Source organism: Actinoplanes sp. NPDC051537, assembly GCF_055586105.1.
Genome location: NZ_JBVJIU010000003.1, coordinates 148,210 through 169,637, shown reverse-complemented (window position 1 = coordinate 169,637; position 21,428 = coordinate 148,210). Strand labels below are relative to the sequence as shown.

The 21,428-nt window shown below is 72.9% G+C and carries 19 protein-coding genes; 8 read left to right on the top strand and 11 right to left on the bottom strand.

Going from position 1 to position 21,428, the window contains the following annotated elements; translation table 11 throughout:
* Window positions 1-5: 5 nt before the first annotated feature.
* Both ACZ6TB_RS07695 and ACZ6TB_RS07690 read left to right on the top strand, forming a co-directional pair.
* On the top strand, window positions 6-674 hold the full coding sequence (locus tag ACZ6TB_RS07695) for a nucleoside/nucleotide kinase family protein (protein WP_465551762.1): 669 nt from the start codon (window positions 6-8) through the stop codon (window positions 672-674).
* A gap of 37 nt (window positions 675-711) precedes the next feature.
* Window positions 712-1,875 (top strand): metallophosphoesterase, encoded by a 1,164-nt coding sequence (locus ACZ6TB_RS07690; protein ID WP_465551760.1) that lies wholly within the window; start codon window positions 712-714, stop codon window positions 1,873-1,875.
* 791 nt (window positions 1,876-2,666) lie between these two features.
* Here ACZ6TB_RS07690 and ACZ6TB_RS07685 read toward each other — a convergent pair.
* Window positions 2,667-6,146 carry an ATP-binding cassette domain-containing protein gene (locus ACZ6TB_RS07685; RefSeq protein WP_465551758.1) on the bottom strand — a complete coding sequence of 1,160 codons (3,480 nt, stop codon included), beginning with the start codon at window positions 6,144-6,146 and terminating at the stop codon, window positions 2,667-2,669.
* Window positions 6,147-6,262: 116 nt separating this feature from the next.
* On the opposite strand from ACZ6TB_RS07685, the gene ACZ6TB_RS07680 reads away from it, so the two are divergent.
* The 3 genes from ACZ6TB_RS07680 to ACZ6TB_RS07670 all read left to right on the top strand — a co-directional run bounded on the left by ACZ6TB_RS07680 (window position 6,263) and on the right by ACZ6TB_RS07670 (window position 9,675).
* On the top strand, window positions 6,263-7,378 hold the full coding sequence (locus tag ACZ6TB_RS07680; protein WP_465551756.1) for an aminoglycoside phosphotransferase family protein: 1,116 nt from the start codon (window positions 6,263-6,265) through the stop codon (window positions 7,376-7,378).
* Window positions 7,379-7,446: 68 nt separating this feature from the next.
* Window positions 7,447-8,058, top strand: a complete 612-nt coding sequence (locus ACZ6TB_RS07675) for a TetR/AcrR family transcriptional regulator (protein WP_465551754.1) — start codon at window positions 7,447-7,449, stop codon at window positions 8,056-8,058.
* A 132-nt stretch (window positions 8,059-8,190) separates the two neighbouring features.
* Window positions 8,191-9,675, top strand: a complete 1,485-nt coding sequence (locus ACZ6TB_RS07670; protein WP_465551752.1) for an FAD-dependent monooxygenase — start codon at window positions 8,191-8,193, stop codon at window positions 9,673-9,675.
* A 57-nt stretch (window positions 9,676-9,732) separates the two neighbouring features.
* Here ACZ6TB_RS07670 and ACZ6TB_RS07665 read toward each other — a convergent pair whose 3' ends face one another.
* Entirely contained in the window at window positions 9,733-10,632 is a 900-nt protein-coding gene (locus ACZ6TB_RS07665) for a S1C family serine protease (RefSeq protein WP_465551750.1), read from the bottom strand.
* A gap of 174 nt (window positions 10,633-10,806) precedes the next feature.
* Between ACZ6TB_RS07665 and ACZ6TB_RS07660 the strand changes: the two genes are divergently transcribed.
* The 3 genes from ACZ6TB_RS07660 to ACZ6TB_RS07650 all read left to right on the top strand — a co-directional run bounded on the left by ACZ6TB_RS07660 (window position 10,807) and on the right by ACZ6TB_RS07650 (window position 12,738).
* Window positions 10,807-11,496: a DUF732 domain-containing protein gene (locus tag ACZ6TB_RS07660; RefSeq protein ID WP_465551748.1), complete on the top strand. Its 690-nt coding sequence runs from the start codon at window positions 10,807-10,809 to the stop codon at window positions 11,494-11,496.
* Window positions 11,497-11,628: 132 nt separating this feature from the next.
* On the top strand, window positions 11,629-11,910 hold the full coding sequence (locus ACZ6TB_RS07655; RefSeq protein WP_465551746.1) for a peptidoglycan-binding protein: 282 nt from the start codon (window positions 11,629-11,631) through the stop codon (window positions 11,908-11,910).
* 24 nt (window positions 11,911-11,934) lie between these two features.
* On the top strand, window positions 11,935-12,738 hold the full coding sequence (locus ACZ6TB_RS07650) for a TIGR03089 family protein (RefSeq protein ID WP_465551744.1): 804 nt from the start codon (window positions 11,935-11,937) through the stop codon (window positions 12,736-12,738).
* Between the two features lie 434 nt (window positions 12,739-13,172).
* Here ACZ6TB_RS07650 and paaE read toward each other — a convergent pair whose 3' ends face one another.
* From paaE to paaN, 9 genes are read right to left on the bottom strand one after another with little or no spacing between them, the layout of a single operon-like run.
* A complete protein-coding gene (gene paaE, locus ACZ6TB_RS07645; protein ID WP_465551742.1) occupies window positions 13,173-14,231 on the bottom strand; it encodes a 1,2-phenylacetyl-CoA epoxidase subunit PaaE in 1,059 nt (352 codons plus the stop codon).
* Window position 14,232: 1 nt separating this feature from the next.
* Window positions 14,233-14,727, bottom strand: coding sequence for a 1,2-phenylacetyl-CoA epoxidase subunit PaaD (gene paaD / locus ACZ6TB_RS07640; RefSeq protein ID WP_465551740.1), 495 nt, complete (start codon window positions 14,725-14,727; stop codon window positions 14,233-14,235).
* The gene (gene paaC / locus ACZ6TB_RS07635; protein ID WP_465551738.1) at window positions 14,724-15,629 is read right to left on the bottom strand and encodes a 1,2-phenylacetyl-CoA epoxidase subunit PaaC; all 906 of its coding nucleotides are present in this window, start codon (window positions 15,627-15,629) and stop codon (window positions 14,724-14,726) included. The genes paaD and paaC overlap by 4 nt, the downstream gene beginning before the upstream one ends.
* A gap of 7 nt (window positions 15,630-15,636) precedes the next feature.
* Window positions 15,637-15,933, bottom strand: a complete 297-nt coding sequence (gene paaB, locus ACZ6TB_RS07630; protein ID WP_465551736.1) for a 1,2-phenylacetyl-CoA epoxidase subunit PaaB — start codon at window positions 15,931-15,933, stop codon at window positions 15,637-15,639.
* A complete protein-coding gene (gene paaA, locus ACZ6TB_RS07625) occupies window positions 15,930-16,883 on the bottom strand; it encodes a 1,2-phenylacetyl-CoA epoxidase subunit PaaA (RefSeq protein ID WP_465551734.1) in 954 nt (317 codons plus the stop codon). The genes paaB and paaA overlap by 4 nt, the downstream gene beginning before the upstream one ends.
* A complete protein-coding gene (locus ACZ6TB_RS07620; RefSeq protein WP_465551732.1) occupies window positions 16,880-17,752 on the bottom strand; it encodes a 3-hydroxyacyl-CoA dehydrogenase family protein in 873 nt (290 codons plus the stop codon). Before ACZ6TB_RS07620 ends, paaA begins: the two co-directional genes overlap by 4 nt.
* Entirely contained in the window at window positions 17,749-18,489 is a 741-nt protein-coding gene (locus ACZ6TB_RS07615; RefSeq protein ID WP_465551730.1) for an enoyl-CoA hydratase/isomerase family protein, read from the bottom strand. Before ACZ6TB_RS07615 ends, ACZ6TB_RS07620 begins: the two co-directional genes overlap by 4 nt.
* A complete protein-coding gene (locus ACZ6TB_RS07610; RefSeq protein WP_465551728.1) occupies window positions 18,486-19,688 on the bottom strand; it encodes a thiolase family protein in 1,203 nt (400 codons plus the stop codon). Before ACZ6TB_RS07610 ends, ACZ6TB_RS07615 begins: the two co-directional genes overlap by 4 nt.
* Entirely contained in the window at window positions 19,681-21,375 is a 1,695-nt protein-coding gene (paaN, locus tag ACZ6TB_RS07605; protein WP_465551727.1) for a phenylacetic acid degradation protein PaaN, read from the bottom strand. Before paaN ends, ACZ6TB_RS07610 begins: the two co-directional genes overlap by 8 nt.
* Window positions 21,376-21,428 lie beyond the last annotated feature (53 nt).

The window sequence follows — 21,428 nt, the reverse complement described above, 5'->3', positions numbered from 1 at the left end:
CGGCCATGACGCTGACCTTCCCGGCCCTCGCCGATCGCGCCCGGGCCCTGGTGGCCGGCGGAGGCCGCGCCGTCCTCGGCATCGCCGGGCCGCCCGCGGCCGGGAAGACCACGATCGCCGAGAAGCTGGTCGCCGCCCTCGCCCCCGCGCCGCCGGCCGGACTGGTCGCCGAGAGGTGGATCCGGCACGTCCCGATGGACGGCTTCCACCTGGCCGACGTCGAGCTCACCCGGCTGGGCCTGCGCGACCGCAAGGGCGCGCCCGAGACGTTCGACGCGCTCGGCTACGCGGCCCTGCTGCGCCGCCTGCTCGCCGACGAGGACGAGATCATCTACGCCCCCGGCTTCGAACGGGTCATCGAGCAGCCCATCGCCGGCGCCATCCCGATCGAGCGCGACGCCCGCCTGATCGTCACCGAGGGCAACTACCTGCTTCTCTGGAACTCCGTGCGGTCATTACTCTCCGAAGTCTGGTACGCCGACCTCGACCAGGACACCCGCCTCGGCCGCCTGATCGCCCGGCACGTCCGTTTCGGCAAGGAGGAGACCGCCGCCGTCGCCTGGGCCACCGGCACCGACGAACGCAACGCCGCCGTGATCGCCGCCACCCGCTCCCGCGCCGACCTGGTCATACCCGCCTCGCTGATCCGCGGCGTCGGCAACGCTCCCACCTAGGTGGCATGCTTCACTCGTGTCAGTGGGTGAATCATCGGTGGAGGCTCGTCCCCGCCGTCGCGCTTCCCGTGCCGTGCGCTTCACGTCGATCCTGGTAGCGGTGCTGCTCCTGCTCTTCGGCGTGCCCTGGTGGACGCTGATCGCCGCGGGCAACGACTGGCCGGCACCCGTCTTCGTGACCGGCACGATCGTCTTCGCGCTCGTCTTCCTCGCGTTCCCGGTCCTGATGTTCGCCGGCCACGGGCGCAACCACCACGACGTACCGGCCAAGATCGCCGACACCACCCTCGGCGTCGTCTGGGTCCTGTTCGTCTGGTCCCTGCTCGGCCAGGTGCTGACTCTTGTCCTGTGGCTCGCCGGTGTGGGCGGCCCCGCTCGCTACCGCATCGCCACCGTCGTGGTCACCCTGATCGCCGTGGTCCTGCTCCTCTGGGGGTACGCCGAGGCGATGCGCGTGCCCCGCGTCCGGCGCCTGGATGTCCGGCTCCCCCGCCTGGGCGCCGACCTCGACGGCCTGCGCCTGGTGCTGATCACCGACACCCACTACGGTCCGATCGAGCGTTCCCGCTGGTCCCGAGGCGTCACGTCGGTCATCAACTCGCTCAACCCGGACGTGGTGGCCCACACCGGCGACATAGCCGACGGCGAGGTGGCCCAGCGCCGCCCCCAGGCCGCTCCCCTGGCCGACGTCGAGGCCACCATGGCCCGCGTCTACGTGACCGGCAACCACGAGTACTTCAGCGGCGCCCAGCGCTGGGTCGAGCACATGGCATCACTCGGCTGGGAGGCCCTGCACAACCGCCACCTGGTGGTGACCAAAGGCGAGTCCTCGCTGGTGATAGCCGGCGTGGACGACCGCACCGCCGCGGGCTCGGGCGTCCCCGGCCACCACGCCGACCACGAGGCAGCCTTGGAGGGCGCCGACCCGTCGCTGCCGGTGGTGCTGCTGGCCCACCAGCCCGCCCAGATAGCCGGGGCCGTGGCCCACAACGTCGACTTGCAGATAAGCGGCCACACCCACGGCGGCCAGATGTGGCCGTTCCACTACCTCGTGCGCATCGACCAGCCGGTCTTGCAGGGCCTCTCTTCCCACGGCCCCGGCACCCAGCTGTACACGAGCCGCGGCACGGGATTCTGGGGGCCGCCGTTCCGCATCTTCGCGCCCAGCGAGATCACGCTGCTGACGCTCCGCTCCGCCTGACCCTTCCGCGGCCGCCGCCCACCACGACCGGCACTCGTCCCGGCGCTACTCACCAGGCCGTCCCGCCGCCGGTCAGGCGCGTTCCGCCGCCGCCCACCGGACGCCACCCACACGGCCGTCCCGCCACCGCCGGTCCGGCGCCGCCCAGTCGGCGGGTCCAGCCGGTGCCCAAACGGCCGTCCCGCCACCGCTCACCAGGCCGTTCCGCAGCCGCCGCCGTTCCGGCGCGGTCCGTCGCCGCCCACCGGCCGTCCGGTCACGGCGCATCCCGGCGCGGCCCACCCGGCGCGGCCCACCCGGCGCGGCCCACCCGGCGCCGCCCACCGGTCGTCCCGCCGCCGAGGCCCGTGTCCACCGCCGCGCCGCGTAAGGCATCCTAGGAACCTAGTTCGCATGACTTGCCTTTCGTCGCGCGCGAAGACCGCGGCGCGAGAACGCGGACGCCGATCGAAGGCCGAGCGCGAGGCGGCGGATGCGCGACAGGCGAGCGGGCGAACTTCGCGGGCCCGGCGGAACCAAGCGGGTGAGCGAAACAGGCCGCCACGCACAAACTCGGCGACGAAAGACGGCGGCGCACGCGAGTGACAGCGACGCACCCGAAAGACGCCAGCGCACGCGGAGACGCCGGCGCGCGCGAGACACGGCACTGCGCGCGGAAGACGCCGGCGCGCGCAACACGGCATCACGCGCGAAAGTCGACGGCGAACGCAAAATGCCGCGCCGCGCGGAACACCGGCCGCGCGAAACGCAAAGCGGCACCGAGACCAATCGGTCCCGGCGCCGCCTCACGCTCAGCCCGCCAGGTGACCCCAGCGATCCTCCAGCTCCCGCCAGGTCCCCTGCTCCTCGACGCGACCCCCGATCAACACCACAACGTGATCGGCCTGGTTCAGCGCCGCGCGCTTGGAGGTCGAGCCCACCACCGTCACCCCGTGCGCGCGCAACGCGCGCCAGAGTTCCAGCTCCGTGGTCACGTCCAGCGCCGAGGACACGTCGTCGGCGATCAGCAGCTCGGTCCGGGGCGCGAGCGCCCGGGCCAGCGCCAGCCGCTGGAGCTGGCCGCCCGACAAGCGGGTTCCCTTGTGGCCGATCAGCAACTGCAGACCGCCACCCGATGCCTTCAGGTCGTGCTCGAGCTGGGCCGTCGACACCGCGTCCGCCGCGTCCAGCTCGTGCCCGAGCTGAATGTTCTCGGCCACCGTGCCGGAGAGCACGCGCGGCAGCTGGGCCACGTACCCCACCTGGTTCGGCCGCAGGAACAGCTCCGGCTCGTCGACCGGCCGGCCGTTCCAGCGCAGCGAACCCGTGTGGTGCACGATCCCGGCCAGCGCCCGCAGCAGGGACGACTTGCCCGAGCCGACGGGGCCGACCACGAGCACCAGCTGGCCGCGGTCGACGACCAGGTCCACGTCCTGCGCGCCCACCGTCCCGTTCTCGTGGACCGCGCTGAACTGGCGCAGCTCGAGACGGTCGAGCGGGTTGCGGGGCGCGGTCGGCGGCGCCGGGGCGGTCCCGGCCGAGATGTCGACGCCCGGAACCTCCGCCGTGTACTCGGAGATGCCGGACATGGCGACCGTCCGCCTGGTCCAGACCCGGGCCGACGGCAGCTGGGAGACCAGCGACGCCGTGGTCCAGGCGAACCAGCGGGCCGCACCCAGCGTGGCCACCGCGATCAGCGTCGCCGCCGACGTGAGGTGGCCGCCCAGGTACAGCGCCCACGCCGCGATCGGCAGCAGCCCGCTCGCGATCGACGGGGTCGACCGCGCCCACACCTGGATCGCGATCTCCCGCCGCTGCCGGTCGCTGCGCACCGCGTCCAGCCGGGCGAGGTGGTCGAGGACCGGCTCGGTCGCGCCGGCCAGCTTCACCGTGCGCGCCGCCGACAGCGACGACACCAGCGCCGTCGCGAAGGCGGCGCGGGCGGCCACCGTACGCCGGGCCGCTTTTTCCAGACGAGGGCCGAAGAGCGTGGCCGCGAGTCCGGAGATCACCATCGTGCCCAGGAAGAACATGCCGGGCACGATCGACTGCGACGCGACCGTCATCGCCGCGATCAGGACCAGGCTGCACACGTTGTCGATCAGGTTGTCGGCGAGCATGACGACCCGCTCGGTGTCGCCACCCTGGGCCACCACCTCGGCCGGCGTGTGCTTGCTGACCCGGCGCGGGCCGATCTGGCCGTGTACCAGGCGCAGGCTGATCCGCAGCATCTGCCGGACCCACCACTCGGGGAACCAGGCGCCGGTGTAGTACAGCGTCGGGATCGCCACGATGAGGCCGGCCGCGATGCCGATCGCCGGGAACAGCGGGTTGCCGACGCCGTCGACCACGTTCGACCAGAGCAGCGGCAGGATCGCCCCGTCCAGGCCGAGCAGGATCAGCACGACGAACAGCGCGACCGCGCCCAGGCCGTAACGCGGGTCGTTGGTCGCCAGCCGCACGATCTCCCGCATGGTGCGGGTCGGCGGCTCGTCCGGCAGCGGCGGCGGCTCGACCGGCGGCAACGTGTTCGCCAGCGCCTCCGCCCCCAGCTCGACCTGCGCCGCCGTGTCCCAGTCACGTTCCTCGACGAGAACGGCGCCAGAAGCCGACGACGACGAGACCGTGACCGCACTCGACGCCATCAGGTCGGCGAACCGGCGCGACGACCGCAGCGGCCCCGCCTCGAGAACCTCGCCGTCGGCCAGCACCACGACCTCGTCGCAGCGCTGCACCGAGGAGAGCCGGTGCGCCACGATCACGCCGATCCGCCCGGCGAGCAGGCGGTCGGTCGCGCGCTGCACCCAGGTCTCGGTGACCGGGTCCATCCGCGCGGTGGCCTCGTCGAGGATCACCACGTGCGGGTCCCGGACCAGGATCCGGGCGAACGCGACCAGCTGCTCCTGCCCGGCCGAGAGCTTGTAGCCGCCCTCGCCGAGCTTGGTGTCGATGCCCTCGGGCAGGCTCGACGACCACGGGGTCAGCCCGAGCTCGTCGAGCGCCCGGCCGGCCAGCGGCAGCAGCGCCGGGTCGAAGAGCGCGATGTTCTCCGCGAGCGTGCCGGACAGGATCTCGGTGCGCTGCGGCACGATCGCGGTGAACCGCCGCAGCGCCTCGACGTCCAGGTCGTTCAGATCGACGCCGCCGAGGAACACCGTGCCCCGGGGCACGTCGACGGCGCGGGTGAGGACCTTGGCCAGGGTGCTCTTCCCGGATCCGGTGCGGCCGATCAGCGCGTACGAGCGGCCGCGCGCGAAGGTCAGGTTCACGTCCCGGAGCGCCGGCGGACGGCCGCTGTCGGTCTCGCCGTACCGGAAGGTCAGATCTCGCACCTGAAGGTCGCCGTCGACCGGATCGGAACCGCCCAGCGGCTCCTGCGGCACGTCGCGCAGCAGCTGCACCCGGCTCCAGGCGCCGAGGGCGTTCTGCAGCTCGGGCACCATCCGGGTGACGTGCTCCAGCGTGCCGCCGAAGCCGAGCGCGAGCAGCCAGACCGCGGTCAGCCGCGCGCCGCCGATGTTGCCGGTGTACAGCGCCCAGGCGCCGACCACGACGAGCGCGGCGATGAGCGACCGGGTGATCGTGCCGGCGGCCATGGTGATCCGCGAGCTCGAGTGCCACACCAGCCGGCCGCGGCGCAAGACCTCCGCGGCACGCTGGGCATACAGGCGGCGCACGTACGGCGCGGCCAGGCTCGTACGCACGTCATCTTGCCCGTGGATCGACTCCTCCATCACCGCGGCCAGGTCGGACCAGGACTCCTCCTCGGAGATCCGCAGCGGCGACAGTCGCTGGATCGGCTTGTTCATGGTGAGGAACAGCAGGATCGAGACGAACACCATGCCGACGCCGGCCGGCCACCAGGCGAGGAAGGCCGTGACGATCGAGAGCGTCGCCACCGCCACCGACTGCACGATCCGCACGCCGCTGCCGCGCAGCTCGGAGCCGACCTGGTAGACGTCGGAGTCGATCCGGTCGAGCAGCTCGCCGACCGGCGTGTTCTCCAGCGACGGCAGGTCCTGCCCGAACGCGACCCGGTTGAGCCCGCGGCGCACCCGGGCGGCCCAGTCGGCGGTGAGGCCGGCCGCGATCAGCCCGACCGCGACGTCGCTGAGCACCGAGGCGACCAGCGCGGCGGCGAGCAGCGTGAACAGCGGCATCGACCGATCGACGAGCACGGCGCCGGCGAGCGCGAGCGCCCCGGCCTGCCCCGCGGCCCCGAGGACGATGAGGGTAGCCACGAGCGCCGTGCGGCTCCGGGACGTGGCCCATAGGTCACGAAACAGACGCATCAGACACCTCGTTGCTCAAAGACTGGTGGGCGGTCCTCTCATCCTGCGGGGGCGCCGGAAGGTCTTCAACGGAATTACGTCGCCGCCAAATATCATCTATGTCACCATCGGCACTCGTGCGAGATCTTCCGGCGGCCGTCCGCGCCAAGGCCGAGGACGCCGGCGCCTTGGCGTGGCTCGAAAACCTCCCCGGCCTGATCGAGAGTTGCGCCGAGCGATGGGACTTGCGCCTGGGCGACCCTTTCAAGGACGCGACCGAGGCGTACGTCGTGAGCACCACCCGCCGCGACACCAGCCCCGCGGTCCTGAAGCTCCTGATCCCCCACCAGGGCGCCGCCCACGAGATCGCGTTCCTGCGCTCGGTCGCCGGCGGAAGTTGCGCCCGGTTGCTCGAACACGATGCCGCTCAAGGCGCCCTCCTGCTGGAGCGCCTGGGTCCCGCGATGTCGGACCTGGCCCTCCCCCAGCCCGAACGCCTCCGCCTGCTCGCCGACCTGGCCACCGCCGTCCGCCGCCCTGCCCCGCCGACGCCACCGCCGTCCGCCGCTCCACCTCCCGCGGTCCGCCGCCCTGCCCCGCCGGCGCCACCGCCGTCCGCCGCCCCACCTCCCGCGGTCCGCCGCCCTGCCCCGCCGGCGCCACCGCCGTCCGCCGCCCCACCTCCCGCGGTCCGCCGCTCGACCCGCGCCGACGCCGTCGACCCGGCCGCGCCCCACCCTCGCGTCCCGGCAACCGCCCCCTCTTCCCCTTCCCTTCTCCCCACCGCGGCCGATCGCGCCAACCGATTTATCCGATATATCCGGGCCAAGTGGTCCGATCTCGGCGAGCCCTGCGACCGCGCTGCCGTGGAGCAGGCGCTCGCCGCCGCCGAGAGCCGCCGCCGGGCCTGGGATCCCGGCCGCGCGGCCCTCGCCCACGGCGACATCCACCAGTGGAACGCGCTCAGCGCCGGCGACGGGACGTTCAAGCTGGTCGACCCGGACGGCCTGCTCGCCGAGCCCGAGTGCGACCTCGGCGTCCTCATGCGCGAGGACCCGCTCGAGCTGATGGCCGGCGACCCCTGGGACCGATGCCGATGGCTGGCCGGCCGCACCGGCACCGACGCCCGGGCGATCTGGGAGTGGGGCCTCGCCGACCGGGTGGCCACCGGGCTCACGCTCACCGTCGCCGGGGTGCAGCCGGTCGCCGCCCAGATGCTGGCCGCCGCCGATGCCATCGCCCGGGCCGGCTGAGGGTGAGCTGAGAAAAGTGCGGGGCCCGCATCTTTGCGGGGTACGCAATCTTTGCTAACGTTGCGGCAGTGGGGCTGAGAGAAGAGAAGAAGCAGGCAACTCGCTCGGCGCTGGCCTGGGCGGCGATCCGGCTGATCGTCGAACGGGGCTACGACCGGGTGCTGGTCGAGGACATCGCCAAGGAGGCCGGCGTCTCGCCACGCACCTTCAACAACTACTTCGGGAGCAAGGCCGAGGCCGTGGCGTCGCGGCATCTCGACCGTGTTCTTCGCTTCGCCGACACGCTGCGGGAGCGACCGGTCGGTGAGCCCCTCTGGGAGGCGCTCACCCAGGCCATGCTCGAGCAGCTCAAGCCCGGGCCGGAGGTCACCGCGCACCCGATTCCCGATCGGGACGCGTGGGTGGCCGGGCTCCGCCTCATGATGGAGGTCCCGGCCATCCAGGCCGAGACGCTCCGGGCCGGCGCGGGCGCCGAGTCCGTGGTCGCCGCCGCGGTCGCCGCCCGCACCGGCACCGATCCCGCGACCGACCTCTACCCCAACCTGGTGGCCGCCACCGTGCTGGCCGCGCAGAACGTGGCAAGCCAGTCGTTCCTCGTCACCAAGCAGGGCATGGGCCCAGTGATCACGGACGCCCTGCGCCAGATCTCCGAGGGCCTGCCACCCCCGAATCGATCCTGACGAATTACCGCTCGCCCCTGCCCGGAAACAGAATTACCACTCGCCCCTGCCCGAAACAGAATTGCCGCTCACTCTGCCCGAAAAGAATCAACGCTCGCCCCTGCCCGAAAACAACTGATCAATGGGGTTGTCATGACTTTCGATGTGGTCATTTCCGGCGCCGGTCCCAATGGGCTCATGCTCGCCTGCGAACTGGCGCTGGCCGGCGTCCGGCCGCTCGTCCTGGAACAGCGGACCGGCCCGTCCGACGGCCAGCGCGCCAACGGAATGGTCGGCCAGGTCGTCAAGCTTTTCGACCGGCGCGGCCTGTACGAGAGAATCACCGGAAACACGCAGAAACCGGTTCCCGTTCCGCAGTTCATGTTCGCCGCCTTCCCCCTTCCGCTGCACCAATTGGCGGACAGCCCGGTCTATACCGTGATGGTGCCGCAGCAGCGGATCGAGGCGATTCTCGCCGAGCGAGCGGAGGAGCTCGGCGTCGACATCCGCTCCGGTCACACGCTCACCGGCCTCACCCAGAAGGACGACCTGGTGATCGTCGAGGTCGACGGCCCGGACGGCGCCTACCGGCTCGAGACGCGTTACCTGGTCGGCGCCGACGGCGGAAAGAGCCTCACCCGCAAGCTCGCCGGCATCGGTTTCCCGGGCGTCGTCAACGACCGCACGGTCTCCCGTTCCGCGCACGTCACCGTGCCGGCCGAGTTCTTCGACCCGAACACGGGCGGTCTGCGCGTGCCCGGTTACGGGGTGCTCCCGCCGTTCATGCACCATCGCACCGAGCACGGGCTCGTCGCCTACATTCCGTTCCGGGACGGCCGGACGATGCTCAACGTCAGCACGACCGAGATGCCGGAGGGCGACGAACCGTTCACGATCGACGAGCTGCAGCGGGCGTTGAAGCACGTCCTCGGCGCGGACGTGCCGCTCGGGCCGCCGCCCGGCGACGGTCCGCACATGCTGCGCCGGCTCAGCGCCGGCAACACGCGACTCGCCGAGCGTTACCGGGACGGCCGGGTGCTGCTGGTCGGCGACGCCGCGCACGTGCACTCGGCGATCGGCGGGCCGGGGCTCAACCTCGGCCTCCAGGACGTGGTGAACCTCGGCTGGAAACTGGCCGCGACCGTCCGCGGGTGGGCGCCGGAGGGGCTGCTCGACACCTACGAAGCGGAGCGGCGCCCCGCCGGCGAGCGGGTCACGATGCAGACCCAGGCGCAATCGGTGCTGATCGGGCCCGGTCCGGAGGTGACCGCGCTGCGCACGCTCTTCGGCGAGTTGTTGCGCGAACCGGTGGTGCTCCAGCACATCGCGAACCTCATTTCCGGAGCCGACATCCGGTACGGCGAAAGCCCGGAATCACCGCTGACCGGCGCCTTCGTGCCGGACCTCGGGCCGGCGACGCGGTCGGGACGGCCATTGCTGGTCGACAATACCGGAACCCTCGCCGAGGTGGCCGCGCCGTGGCGTGATCGGGTCGATGTGGTGACCGCTCCGGTCGAGGGGGCGAAAGCTTTGCTCGTACGGCCGGATTGTTATGTTGCGTGGGCTTCGGATGAGCCGGCGCCGAATGTGGAAAGCTTGCGCACCGCATTGGTGAAATGGTTCGGGGATCCGCGCTGACGGTTTCCGGAGAACACGTGGTCGCCGCCGGCGCGAAAGGCGGCGGCCACGCGCCGGTCAGCTGATCTGGCTTTCCATCTGCTTGATCGCGCTGGTCACCGTGCCCGCCGGAATGGCGAACCCGACGCCGATGCTGCCGCTGTCGCTCTCGCTCGCGGTGGCGATCGCGACGTTGATCCCGATCACGTGGCCGGACGTGTCGACCAGCGCGCCGCCCGAGTTGCCCTGGTTGATCGCGGCGTCGGTCTGGATCAGGCCGGACAGCTTCTCGGTGCCGGTGTCGACGCCGCGGTCGAGCGCCGAGACGATGCCCGAGGTGACCGTGTTCTCGAGGCCGAGCGGAGCGCCGAACGCCAGCACGGTGTCGCCGACGACCACGCTCGAGTCGGTGCCGAACGTGACCGGGGTCAGTCCGGTCAGCCCGGTCGCCTGCACCAGCGCGAGGTCGTGCGTCGTGTCGGTGGCGACGACCTTGGCCGGCACCGTCTTGCCCGACGAGAGCCGGACGCTGACCGTGCCGTCCTCGGCGATCACGTGGTTGTTGGTGAGGATGAGCCCGTCCGAGCCGATCACCACGCCCGAGCCGATGGCCGAGGAGTTCGCGCCGTCGACCATGACCGTCACGACGCTGGGCTGAACGGCCTTGACCACGGCGGCCAGGTCGTCACCCTCGGTCACGGTGGCGGTCGCGGGGGTCGCCGTGGTGCTGCTGGTCGTGGCGGTCCCGTGGTCGATCAGGTAGTGGTCGGCGAGCACGCCACCCGCGATGCCACCCCCGGCGACGAGCGCGAGCAGGGCGGCCCCACCGGCCAGGCGACGCGGCCAGCGCCGATCACCCGAGGAGGGCGGCATCCCGTACGGCGGAGACGGCGGCGGGGGCGCCTGGTACTCGTCCCGATCGCCGGAGTACGCGTCGTCGTTGCGGTAGTACGGGGGCCGGGTCATGAGATCGGTCATCGCGCGCCTCGCTTCGATTGGCTGGTGCGTCAACATTCGCCCGGCAGCTTGTTCCCCAGCAGTGAGCCGTCTGTGGGTTGCCTGTACGCGGTTGATCACCCGTCCGGGTCGCGTCACCACTCCCCCGTGGGCGCGGCGGGGCGCGGTCTCGGTCGGAGGTCCTAGGGTCGCCGGGTGTCTTTCGCCCGTTTTCTCGCGGTCTTGACGGTGTTGCGCATCCGGGCGGCCGGTCGTCAGTCGCGCCCCGCCCGGCTGGCCCGCCTCGTCCGGGTGGTTCGCCTCGGCCGGCTGGCCCGCGTCGCCCGGCTGGCCCGCGTCGCCCGACTTGCCCGCGCCGCCCGGCTGGCCCGCCCGGCTTGGCTGGCCCGCCCGGCCCGGCTTGCTCGCCCGGTCACTCGCCGGGCTCCGGTGCTTGCCGGGCTCGGGCTGCTGGCGCTCGGGATCGCCGGGTGTTCGGACTCCCCTCGCCCCGCGGCGGCGCCCGCCCCGGCGCTGGTCGCCTCGCCGGAGACGGTGCTGCATCCCGTACCGGAAATGACGACGACGCCACCTCCGACCGCGGCACCCAGGCCGCACCGCACCTTGTCGGCGCCGCGCCCGACGCGGACCGCGACCGACGCGCCGGGCGCGGGAAGCGGGGACGCCGGGCTTGATCGATTCGTGGCGGCGGTGCAGAAGCAGTTGCCGGCGGTGGCCCTCGACCGGCGCGACGAGGAGGTCGAGGCGCTCGGCGAGCAGGCCTGCGACGGCCTCGCGGCCGGCGAGAAGCCCACGGCGGTGGCCGGGGAGATCACCGACGAGGGCGTCGCCGCGGCCGACGCGCGGAAGCTGGTCACGCTGGCCGACCAGACGGCCTGCCCGTAGTCGCCGCCCCCTGGGTCGGCCGAAAGTCGCAGTCTTGCCACAGGGACCGTAGACCCTGGTCCGATGCGCGGCACAGCCTTCCCGCGGAACCTTGAGGAAGCCCCACCCCCGGGGTTTCTGGAGGAGGTTTCGATGTCCGCACGGGGAATGCTGAGCGTCGTCGGCACCGCGGTGGGCGGCTTGATCGGCTGGTCCGACACGCCGCCGCCGGCCGATCCGGTGATCGTGCGCTCGTTGCTCGCCGAGGTCGGCATCCCGGCCGGCGAGAGCGAGGAGGAGCTGTCCGATGCCGTACGCGCGTTCCAGCGCCGCACCGGCCTCGACGTCGACGGGGTGGCCGGGCCCCGCACGGTGCACCTGCTGGCGCGCTACGCCAAGGAGATCCGCGAGCTCCGGCTCGGCATGGCTGCCTGAGTGCGGCCCGGTAGGGTGCCCGGCATGACGAGCGTCGTCCCCGCGCCGGCCGAGCTGATCACGTATTACGACGACGCGACCGGCGAGCGCGCCGGCTTGACGGCGAGCGAGGTCGGCGACTGGGCGGCGGCCACGGCCGCGTTGCTCACCGCCGAGTGCGGCCTGTCGCACGGCGACCGGGTCGCGGTGCTGCTGCCGCCACACTGGCAGACCGCCGCGGTACTGCTGGGCGCATGGTCGGCCGGCCTCGAGGTGTCGTTCCGCGGCTGGGCCACGGCCGGGTTGTCACCGGCCGGCGATCCGCTCGATGCCACGTTCGTGGAGTCCCGGCGGGCCGGCAGCTGGCTCGACGACGTTCCGGCCGGTCGGCACCAGTTCGCTCTCGGGTCGCCGGTCCCCGCCGGTTACCGCGACTATCTCTCCGCGGTGCGGCCCCACTTCGGCGCCGCTCCCCCGTCGTCGCCGGTCAGCGCACACGACCGGGCCGCCTCGGGGCCGTCGGTCGGGCCGCACGACCGAGCCGCATCCGGGCCGCCGGCCGGCGCACACGACCGGGCCGCCTCGGGGTCGCCGGTCGGCGCGCATGACCGGGCGACCCCCGGGGTGACCTTCGGCGAGTACGAGGCGGTCGCCCGCGGCGCCGCCGAATCGCAAGGAATCACCCGCGGCGACCGGGTGCTCATCGACGTTTCCCGCACGGAGCAGCCGATGCTCTGGCTCATGGCGCCCCTGGCCGCCGGGGCGTCGATCGTGCTGTGCGCCAATCTCGACCGCGCCCGGCTCGACGAGCGAGTGGCCACCGAGCGAGTGACGAAGGTCTTCGCCTGACCCACCCGCCGGCATCGGGAACGCCGCCGTTCGGCACTCTACTGAGGACCGAACGCCCAGTGGAGATCAACAACGTTTCCCGGTAGCCTGCCGCTGAGAGCGCCCTCCCTCTATCCAGAACCCGACCTGGGAGCGCTCCACTTGCACGATGGCCGTAAGGTCTTCACCAACGCGACGGTGATCATTGCCCCGGCGCACGGCCCCCTCCGGGCGGCCCGGCGCCCGGCCTGATCGGCGGCCGCTGGGGCGTTGTTGGGGCGCCCCAGCGGTCAGCCCCTCGCGCTCGCCGGGTTCCGCTTCGCCCGCGCCGCGCCGCTTCGCCCCGCGCCGCTTCGCCCCGCACCGCCTCGCCCCGCACCGCCTCGCCCCGCCTCGCCCCGCACCGCCTCGCCCCGCCTCGCCCCGCACCGCCTCGCCCCGCGCCGCCTCTTTCCTCAGTCGTCGAAGGTGACCGCCAGCTTCGGGGTCGCCGGCTGGGACTGGCACGTCAGCACGAACCCGGCCGCCACCTCGGCCTCCTCCAGCGCGAAGTTCCGCCGCATCGTCACCTCGCCCTCGATCACCCGGGCCCGGCACGTGCCGCAGACGCCGCCCTTGCAGGCGAACGGCAGGTCGGGCCGCGCCCGCTGCGCCCCCTCCAGCACGGTGTCTCCCTCGGCGACCGTGACCGTCGTCGACCGGCCGTCGAGCATCACCGTCACCTCGCTGCTCGGCCCCTCGATACCGGGCTCCTCGCGGCGCGGCTCGGGCGGCAGCTCGTCCACCCAGAACAGCTCGCGGTGGATCCGCGCGGCCGGCACCCCGGCCTCGCCGAGCACCTCGATCGCGTCGGTGACCATCCCGAACGGTCCGCACAACCACCAGTGATCCACCGCCGACACGTCGATCAGCATCGGCAGCAACGCCCGCATCTTGGCCGCGTCGAGGCGGCCGCTCAGCAGCTCGACCTCGCGCGCCTCCCGCGACAGCAGGTGCACCAGCTCGAGCCGGGACGGGTGGCTGTCCTTCAGGTCGGCGAGCTCCTCGGCGAACATCACCGTGTCGGCGCGGCGGTTCCCGTACAGGATGCTCACCTGCGCCCCCGGCCGCCGCAGCAGCGACGTCGCGATCGACAGCACCGGCGTGATGCCCGAGCCGGCGGCGATCATGACGTGCCGGCCGCCCGCCTCGATGTCGGGCGTGAACGTCCCGGTCGGCGGCGCCACCTCGACGGCGTCACCCACCCGCAGGTCGTGCACCAGCCAGGACGACACGAGCCCGCCGGGCACCTCGCGCACCCCGATCCGGGGGCGGGCGCCGACCGGCGCGCAGATCGAGTAGCTGCGCCGCTCGTCGGCCGCGTCCTCGGGCCGGCGCACGGTGAGCGACTGCCCGGCCCGGAAGGCGTAGACCTCGGCCAGCTCCCCCGGCACGTCGAAGGTGACCGCCACGGCGTCGTCGCACAGCCGCTCGATCCCGGCGACGCGCAGCGGGTGGAAGTCGCGGACCACCACGTCAGATCTCCTTCATGTGCTCGAACGGCTCCCGGCACGCCGGGCAGCGCCGCAGCTCACGGCACGCGGTGGCGCTGAAGGCCGCGATCCGCTCGGTCTCACCGTGCCCGCACTGCGGACAGGCCACGGACTCCCGGCGCACGCCCAGCAGCAGCGGCACCGGCCCGGACGCGCGCCGGGGAGCCACGCCCGGCGGCGCGATGCCGGCCGCGGCCAGCTTGGCCTTTCCGGATTCGCTGATCCAGTCGGTGGTCCAGGCCGGCGACAGGACGGTACGCACCTCGGCGCGCCCGAATCCGGCGCCGCGCAACGCGCTCACGATGTCGTCGCGGATCGCCTCCATGGCCGGGCATCCCGAATACGTCGGGGTGATCGCGACGAGCACACCGTCGGCGCCCTCCTCGACGGCGCGCACGATGCCGAGCTCGCCGAGCGTCACCATCGGCAGCTCGGGGTCCGTCACGGTCGCGACGACCTCGGCGGCGGTCGCACTCACCAGACACCGCCGGGTAGCGCGCGTGCCAGCTCCTGCATCTCGTCGAGGATCGCGGTGAGCTCGGGGCCGTGTTGACCGTCGCGCCCCCGCCCGCCGGCCGCCGGAGCGGCGGGGTCGGGGTCGGGGTCGGGGTCGGGGTCGGGGTCGGTCAGCGTGGCGGCGGCCAGCACCTGGGCGAGGGCCGCATCGAACTCGTCGCGCAAGGACGCCGGGTCGGCGGCGACCCCGGCCGCGGCCAGGCGGGACTCCACCTCGTGCGGGACGAACAGCTCGGCGGCCGCGGGAAGGATCGCGTCGATCGCCGTCTGCATACGCTGGTGCGAGAGGTCGGTGCCGTCGCCGAGGCGGACCACCCACTGTGCCGCGTACTCCCGGTGGTAGGTCACCTCCTTGACGCCTTTCGCGCCGATCGCGGCCAGCACCGGGTCGCGCGAGCCGGCCAGCCGGTCGAGCAGTGACAGCCGCCACGCCGCGAAGACCAGCAGCCGCGCCACCAGATGCGCGAAGTCCTCGTCGGCGCGCTCGGCCAGCCGGACGTTGCGGAACTCGTGCGGACCCCGCAGGTAGGCCAGCCCGTCCTCGTCGCGGCCCTCGCCCTCCACCTCGGCGGCCCGGCTGAGCAGCAGCCGCGCCTGGCCGAGCAGGTCGAGCCCGATGTTGGCGATCGCCAGCTCGTCCTCGAGCTCGGGCGCGCGGGTCACCCACTGCTGGAGCCGATGGGACAGGACCAGCGCGTCGTCGCCGAGCATCAGGCAGTAGGCGACCAGGTCGGCCCGGTCGATCCCGTCGGGAACGGCCGTCGGCACCCCGGCCAGCGGGTCGGCGAACCCGGTCCCGTACGCCCAGCGGGAGTCGTCGTCATGATCGGTGAGCGCGCCGTACGCGTCGTCGTCGAAGGACATGGCGGCCTCAGATGTGCGGAACGGAGTCGGGAATCGAGTAGTACGTCGGGTGGCGGTACATCTTGTCGCCGCTCGGCGCGAAGAACGCCTCCTTGTCGTCGGGCCCGGAGGAGACGACGTCGTCGGACCGGACCACCCAGATGCTCACGCCCTCGTTGCGCCGGGTGTAGAGATCGCGCGCGTGATGCAGCGCCATCTGGTGGTCGGCCGCCCGCAGCGACCCGACGTGCACGTGGTTGAGGCCGCGCTTGGCCCGCACGAACACCTCGAACAGCGGCCACTCGTGCCGGATCTCGTCGCTCATGCCCGCTTCTCCGATCGCTCGCTCTGTTTCGCGGCATGAGCCGCCGCGGCCTCGCGCACCCAGGCGCCCTCGTCGTCGGCACGCTTCCGGTGCGCGATGCGCTCCTCGTTCATCGGGCCGCCGCCGGAGATGACGCGCTTGAACTCGGCCCAGTCGATCTCGCCGAAGTCGTGGTGCTGCCGTTCCTCGTTCCACCGCAGGGCGGGGTCGGGCAGCGTGACGCCGAGCGCCTCGGCCTGCGGGACGCTCATGTCGACGAACCGCTGCCGCAGCTCGTCGTTGCTGTGCCGCTTGATCTTCCAGGCCATCGACTGGGCGCTGTTGGGCGAGTCGGCGTCGGGCGGCCCGAACATCATCAGCGACGGCCACCACCAGCGGTCGACCGCGTCCTGCACCATCGCGCGCTGGTCGGCGGTGCCGCGCATCATCGTCATCAGCAGCTCGTAACCCTGCCGCTGGTGGAAGGACTCCTCCTTGCAGATGCGGATCATGGCGCGCGCGTACGGCCCGAAGGAGCTGCGGCATAGCGGCACCTGGTTGCAGATGGCCGCGCCGTCGACCAGCCAGCCGATCACGCCGACGTCGGCGAAGCTGAGCGTCGGGTAGTTGAAGATCGACGAGTACTTCTGCCGGCCCTCGATGAGCCGCCGGGTCAGGTCGCCCCGGTCGGCGCCGAGCGTCTCGGCCGCCGAATACAGATAAAGCCCGTGTCCGGCCTCGTCCTGCACCTTGGCCAGGAGGATCGCCTTGCGGCGCAGCGACGGCGCCCGGGTGATCCAGGCGCCCTCGGGCTGCATGCCGATGATCTCGGAGTGCGCGTGCTGCGCGATCTGCCGGATCATCGTCTTGCGGTAACCCTCCGGCATCCAGTCGCGCGGCTCGACCCGCTGGTCCTTCTCGATCGTCTCGGTGAAGACGCGCTCACCGGCCTGCTCGATCAGATCGCTCATGATGCCTCCCAGGTGAAGAAGCCCTGCCCGGTCTTGCGGCCCAGCTCGCCGCGGGCCACCTTGTCGCGCAGCAGCGCCGGCGGGGCGAACCGCTCCCCCAGCTCTCGGTGCAGGTGTTCGGCGATGGCGAGCCGCACGTCGAGCCCGACCAGGTCGGTCGAGCGCAGCGGTCCCATCGGGTGCCGGTAGCCGAGCTCCATCGCCCGGTCGATCGACGCGGCGTCGGCCACGCCCTCCTCGAGCATGCGGATCGCCTCGAGGCCGAGCAGCACGCCGAGCCGGCTGGTGGCGAAGCCGGGCGAGTCGCGCACCACGACCTCGGTCTTGCCCAGCCCGGCGACCCAGGAGCGCGCCGCCTCGGCGGTGTCGTCGCCGGTCGCCGGTCCGATCACCACCTCGACCAGGCTGCTGGCCGGCACCGGGTTGAAGAAGTGCAGGCCGAGGAACCGCTCGGGCCGGCGCAGGCCCTCGGCGATGCCGGCGATCGACAGCGAGCTGGTGTTGCTGGCCAGCACGGCCTGCTCGCCGACCGCGTCCTCGGCGGCGGCCAGCACCCGAACCTTGAGCCCGGGGTCCTCGGGGACGGCCTCGACGACCAGGGTGGTGTCGGGCGGCAACGCGGAGACGTCGTCGACCAGCACCAGTCGTTCGAGCACCGCGTCGGCCGACTCGGCGAGCTTGCCCTTCTCGGCGGCGCGCAGCAGGCCCATGGCGACGCGGTCACGGGAGGCGACGGCGGCGGCCGGGTCGCGCTCGGCGAGGCAGACGACGGAGCCGGCCACGGCGAAGACCTGCGCGATGCCGGCACCCATCCGGCCACCGCCGATCACGCCGACGACCTTGGGCACGGAAGGCCGAGGAGTGGTCATGAGCGGTCTCCCCCGCGTTTCGTGAGGAACGCGTCCATGCGGTCGCGCTTGTCGGCCGACTCGAACAGGATGGCCTGGGCCAGGTCGTCGGTGACCGGGTGGCCGCCGGGCGCGTCGGCGACGAGCTTGGTGAGCCGCAGCGCCAGCGGACCCGACCGCGCCATCCGGTCGAGCAGCGCGTGCGCCCGCTTGAGCAGATCACCGGCGGGAACGATTTCCGAGACCAGCCCTAGCCGGTACGCGTCATCCGCGTCCAGCCGCCGGCCGGCCAGCAGCACCTGCTTCGCCACCGAGGCGCCGACCAGCTCGCGGAGCCGCCAGCAGGCGCCGGCCGCGGCGAGGATGCCCAGGCCCGGCTCGGGGTTGCCGAAGACGGCGGCCGGGGAGGCGAGGCGGATGTCGCACGCGTACGCCAACTCGGCCCCACCGCCCAGCGCGTAGCCGTCGACGGCGGCGACCGTCGGCATCGGCAGCCGGGCGATCCGGTCGAACACCCGGCTGTTGATGCCCCGCAGCGCCTGGTCGCGACCGCGCTCGCGCAGCTCCCCGATGTCGGCGCCGGCCGCGAAGGTGCCGCCCGCCCCGGTGAGCAGCAGCAGCCGGGGCCGCTCCTCCAGGCCGTCGCAGACGTCGTGCAGCGCGCGCACCATGGCCGCGTCGATCGCGTTGCGCGCCTCGGGCCGCGACAGGGTCACCACGACCCGGTCGTCGAGCTCCTCGACGGTCAGCGTGGTCACGGCCGCTCCACCAGCATCGCCACGCCCTGGCCGACACCGACGCAGAGGGTGGCGAGCCCGCGCCGGGCGCCCTCCCGCTCCATCCGGCCGAGCAGGGTCACCGTGATGCGCGCGCCCGAGCAGCCCAGCGGGTGGCCGAGCGCGATCGCGCCGCCGTCGGCGTTGACCCGCTCGTCGTCGAGCTTGAGCCGCCGGATCACGCCGAGCGACTGAACCGCGAACGCCTCGTTCAGCTCGACCGCGTCGAGGTCGCCGGCGACCCAGCCGGCCCGGGACAGCGCCTTCTCGGTGGCGGGGACCGGGCCGAGGCCCATCAGCTGCGGGGCGACGCCCGCGCTCGCGCCGGTCACGATGCGGGCGCGCGGCGTCAGGCCGTACCGCTCGACCGCGGCCTCGCTCGCCACGACCAGGGCGGCCGCGCCGTCCGAGAGCGGCGACGACGAGGCGGCCGTGACCACGCCGCCGGCCCGGAAGACCGGCTTGAGGCCGCCGAGCTTCTCGAGCGTGGAGCCGCGGCGCCGGATCTCGTCGGTGGCCACGTCGCCGACCGGCACGATCTCGCCCGCGAACCGGCCGGCGTCGATCGCGGCGATCGCCCGCTGGTGGCTGCGCAGCGCGAACGCGTCGCTGTCGGCGCGGGTCACGCCGTCGAGGGCGGCCACCTCTTCGGCCGTCTCGCCCATGCTGAGGGTGATGCGGCGGTCCTCCGGCCCGGCGCCGGCCGTCCGGTCGTGCTCCTTGAACGCGGGATTGGTGAAGCGCCAGCCCAGCGAGGTGTCGACGACCTCGCCGGGACGGGCCCACGGGGTGCCCGGCTTCTGCATCACCCAGGGCGCGCGGGTCATCGACTCGACGCCGCCGGCCACGATCAGGTCGGCCTCGCCGGCCCGGATCGTGTTGGCGGCCGAGACGATCGCGGTGAGGCCGCTCGCGCAGAGCCGGTTGACGGTGTAGCCGGCGACGGTGTCGGGCAGGCCGGCCAGCAGGACGGCCATGCGCGCGACGTTCCGGTTGTCTTCGCCGGCCTGGTTGGCGGCGCCGAGCACGACCTCGTCGATCGACTCGGCCGGCACGCCGGCGCGCGTCACCGCCTCGCGGACCACCAGGCCCGCGAGATCGTCGGGACGGGCTCCGGCGAGCGCCCCGCCGTACTTGCCCTGCGGGGTGCGGACGCCGCCGACCAGGAACACCTCAGGCATCGGCGTTCTCACCCGCCGCGACGTGGTGGCGGGACTGGAGGGCGAAGAAGCGGCCGGCGACGTAGTAGTCGTCGGTCAGCGACGCGGTGGCGGCCGGGTTGGCCCCGGTGCCGTGCAGGTCGCTGAACGCCGCCGTCTGGTTCACGAAGACGCCGCCGGTCAGGTTTTCCGACAGGTGCACACCGGCGTCGAGGGCGGCCTCACGGGCGGCGGCGAGCACGTCGGGCGAGCTCGAGTAGACCGAGGCGGTGAGCGCGCCGTGCGCCCGCACCGTCTCCACGAACAGCTCCAGGCTGCGCGGCGTCGAGTCGGTCGCGATCAGGAACGAGACCGGGCCGAACCACTCGCGGGTGTAGACCTTGTCGTCGCCGGCGTCGAGCCGGGCCACCACGGGCGTGCGGATCGTGGCGTCCGGGTACTGCTCGTCGGCGACCACGGTCGACGCGTGCACGATCGACGGCGACGTGCCGGCCTCGGCGAGCCGGCCGAGGACGCCGTCGTTGACGATCGCGCCGAGCGTGCCGGCCGCGCGTTTCGGGTCGCCCAGCAGCTTGTCGAGGGAGCCGGACAGGTCGGCGGCGAACTCGTCGAAGCTCTTGTGACCGGCGTCGGTCTCGATGCCGTCGCGCGGAACCAGGATGTTCTGCGGGGTGGTGCACATCTGGCCGCTGTAGAGCGAGAGCGAGAAGGACAGGTTGCGCAGCATGCCCTTGTAGTCGTCGGTCGAGTCGACGATCACCGTGTTGAGGCCGGACTTCTCCGTGTAGACCACGGCCTGGCGGGCGTTGGCCTCCAGCCAGTTGCCGAAGTCGCTGGAGCCGGTGAAGTCGACGATCCGCACGTCGGGGTGGGTGGCCAGGGTCGCGGCGATGCCGTCGCCCGGCTCCTCGACGGCGAGCGTGACCAGGTCGGGGCTCTGCCCGGCCTCGGCCAGCACCTCGCGGCAGATCTGCACGGTGATGGCGAGCGGGAGCACGGCGCCGGGGTGCGGCTTGACGATCACCGGGTTGCCCGTGACCAGGCTCGCGAACAGGCCGGGATAGCTGTTCCAGGTCGGGAAGGTGGTGCAGCCGATCACCAGCGAGACGCCGCGGCCGACCACGGTGGTGGTCTTCTCCAGGCGCAGCGGATCGGCGCCACGCTGCGGCTTGGCCCAGTCGGCGCCGGCCGGCATGCGGGTGGAGGCGGCCAGCGCGTAGGCCACCGCCTCGAGGGCGCGGTCCTGCGCGTGCGGGCCGCCGGCCTGGAACGCCATGACGAACGCCTGGCCGGTGGTGTGCTGGACGGCGTGGGCCAGCTCGAAGCTGCGCGCATTGATCCGCTTGATGATCTCGGCGGCGACGCCGGCGCGGCCCTCCGGACCGGCGGCGCGCCAGGCGGGGGTGGCCGCGCGGGCGGCCGCGACCAGGGCCAGCGGGTCGGCCTTCGGATAGCCGATGCCGAGCTCGATGCCATACGGCGAGCGCTCGGTCGACACCGTACCGGTGGCGCCGGGCACGTCGATCGGGAACGTCGAGCCGAGCAGAGCGGTGAACGCGCGCTCGCCGGCGGGCGCGGCGTCCTCACCGTAGACGGACTTGCTCGGCGACTCCGGGAAGGCGGACCAGTAGTCGCGCTCGCGGGCGGCCTTGATCGCCCGGTCGAGCAGCTCGCGATGCGTCTCGTACAACTCGGTGGGGGTTGTCATCTGCGCTCCATTGCGGTTGGCTATTTCTCTACCGAACGCTCGGTTGGTAATTT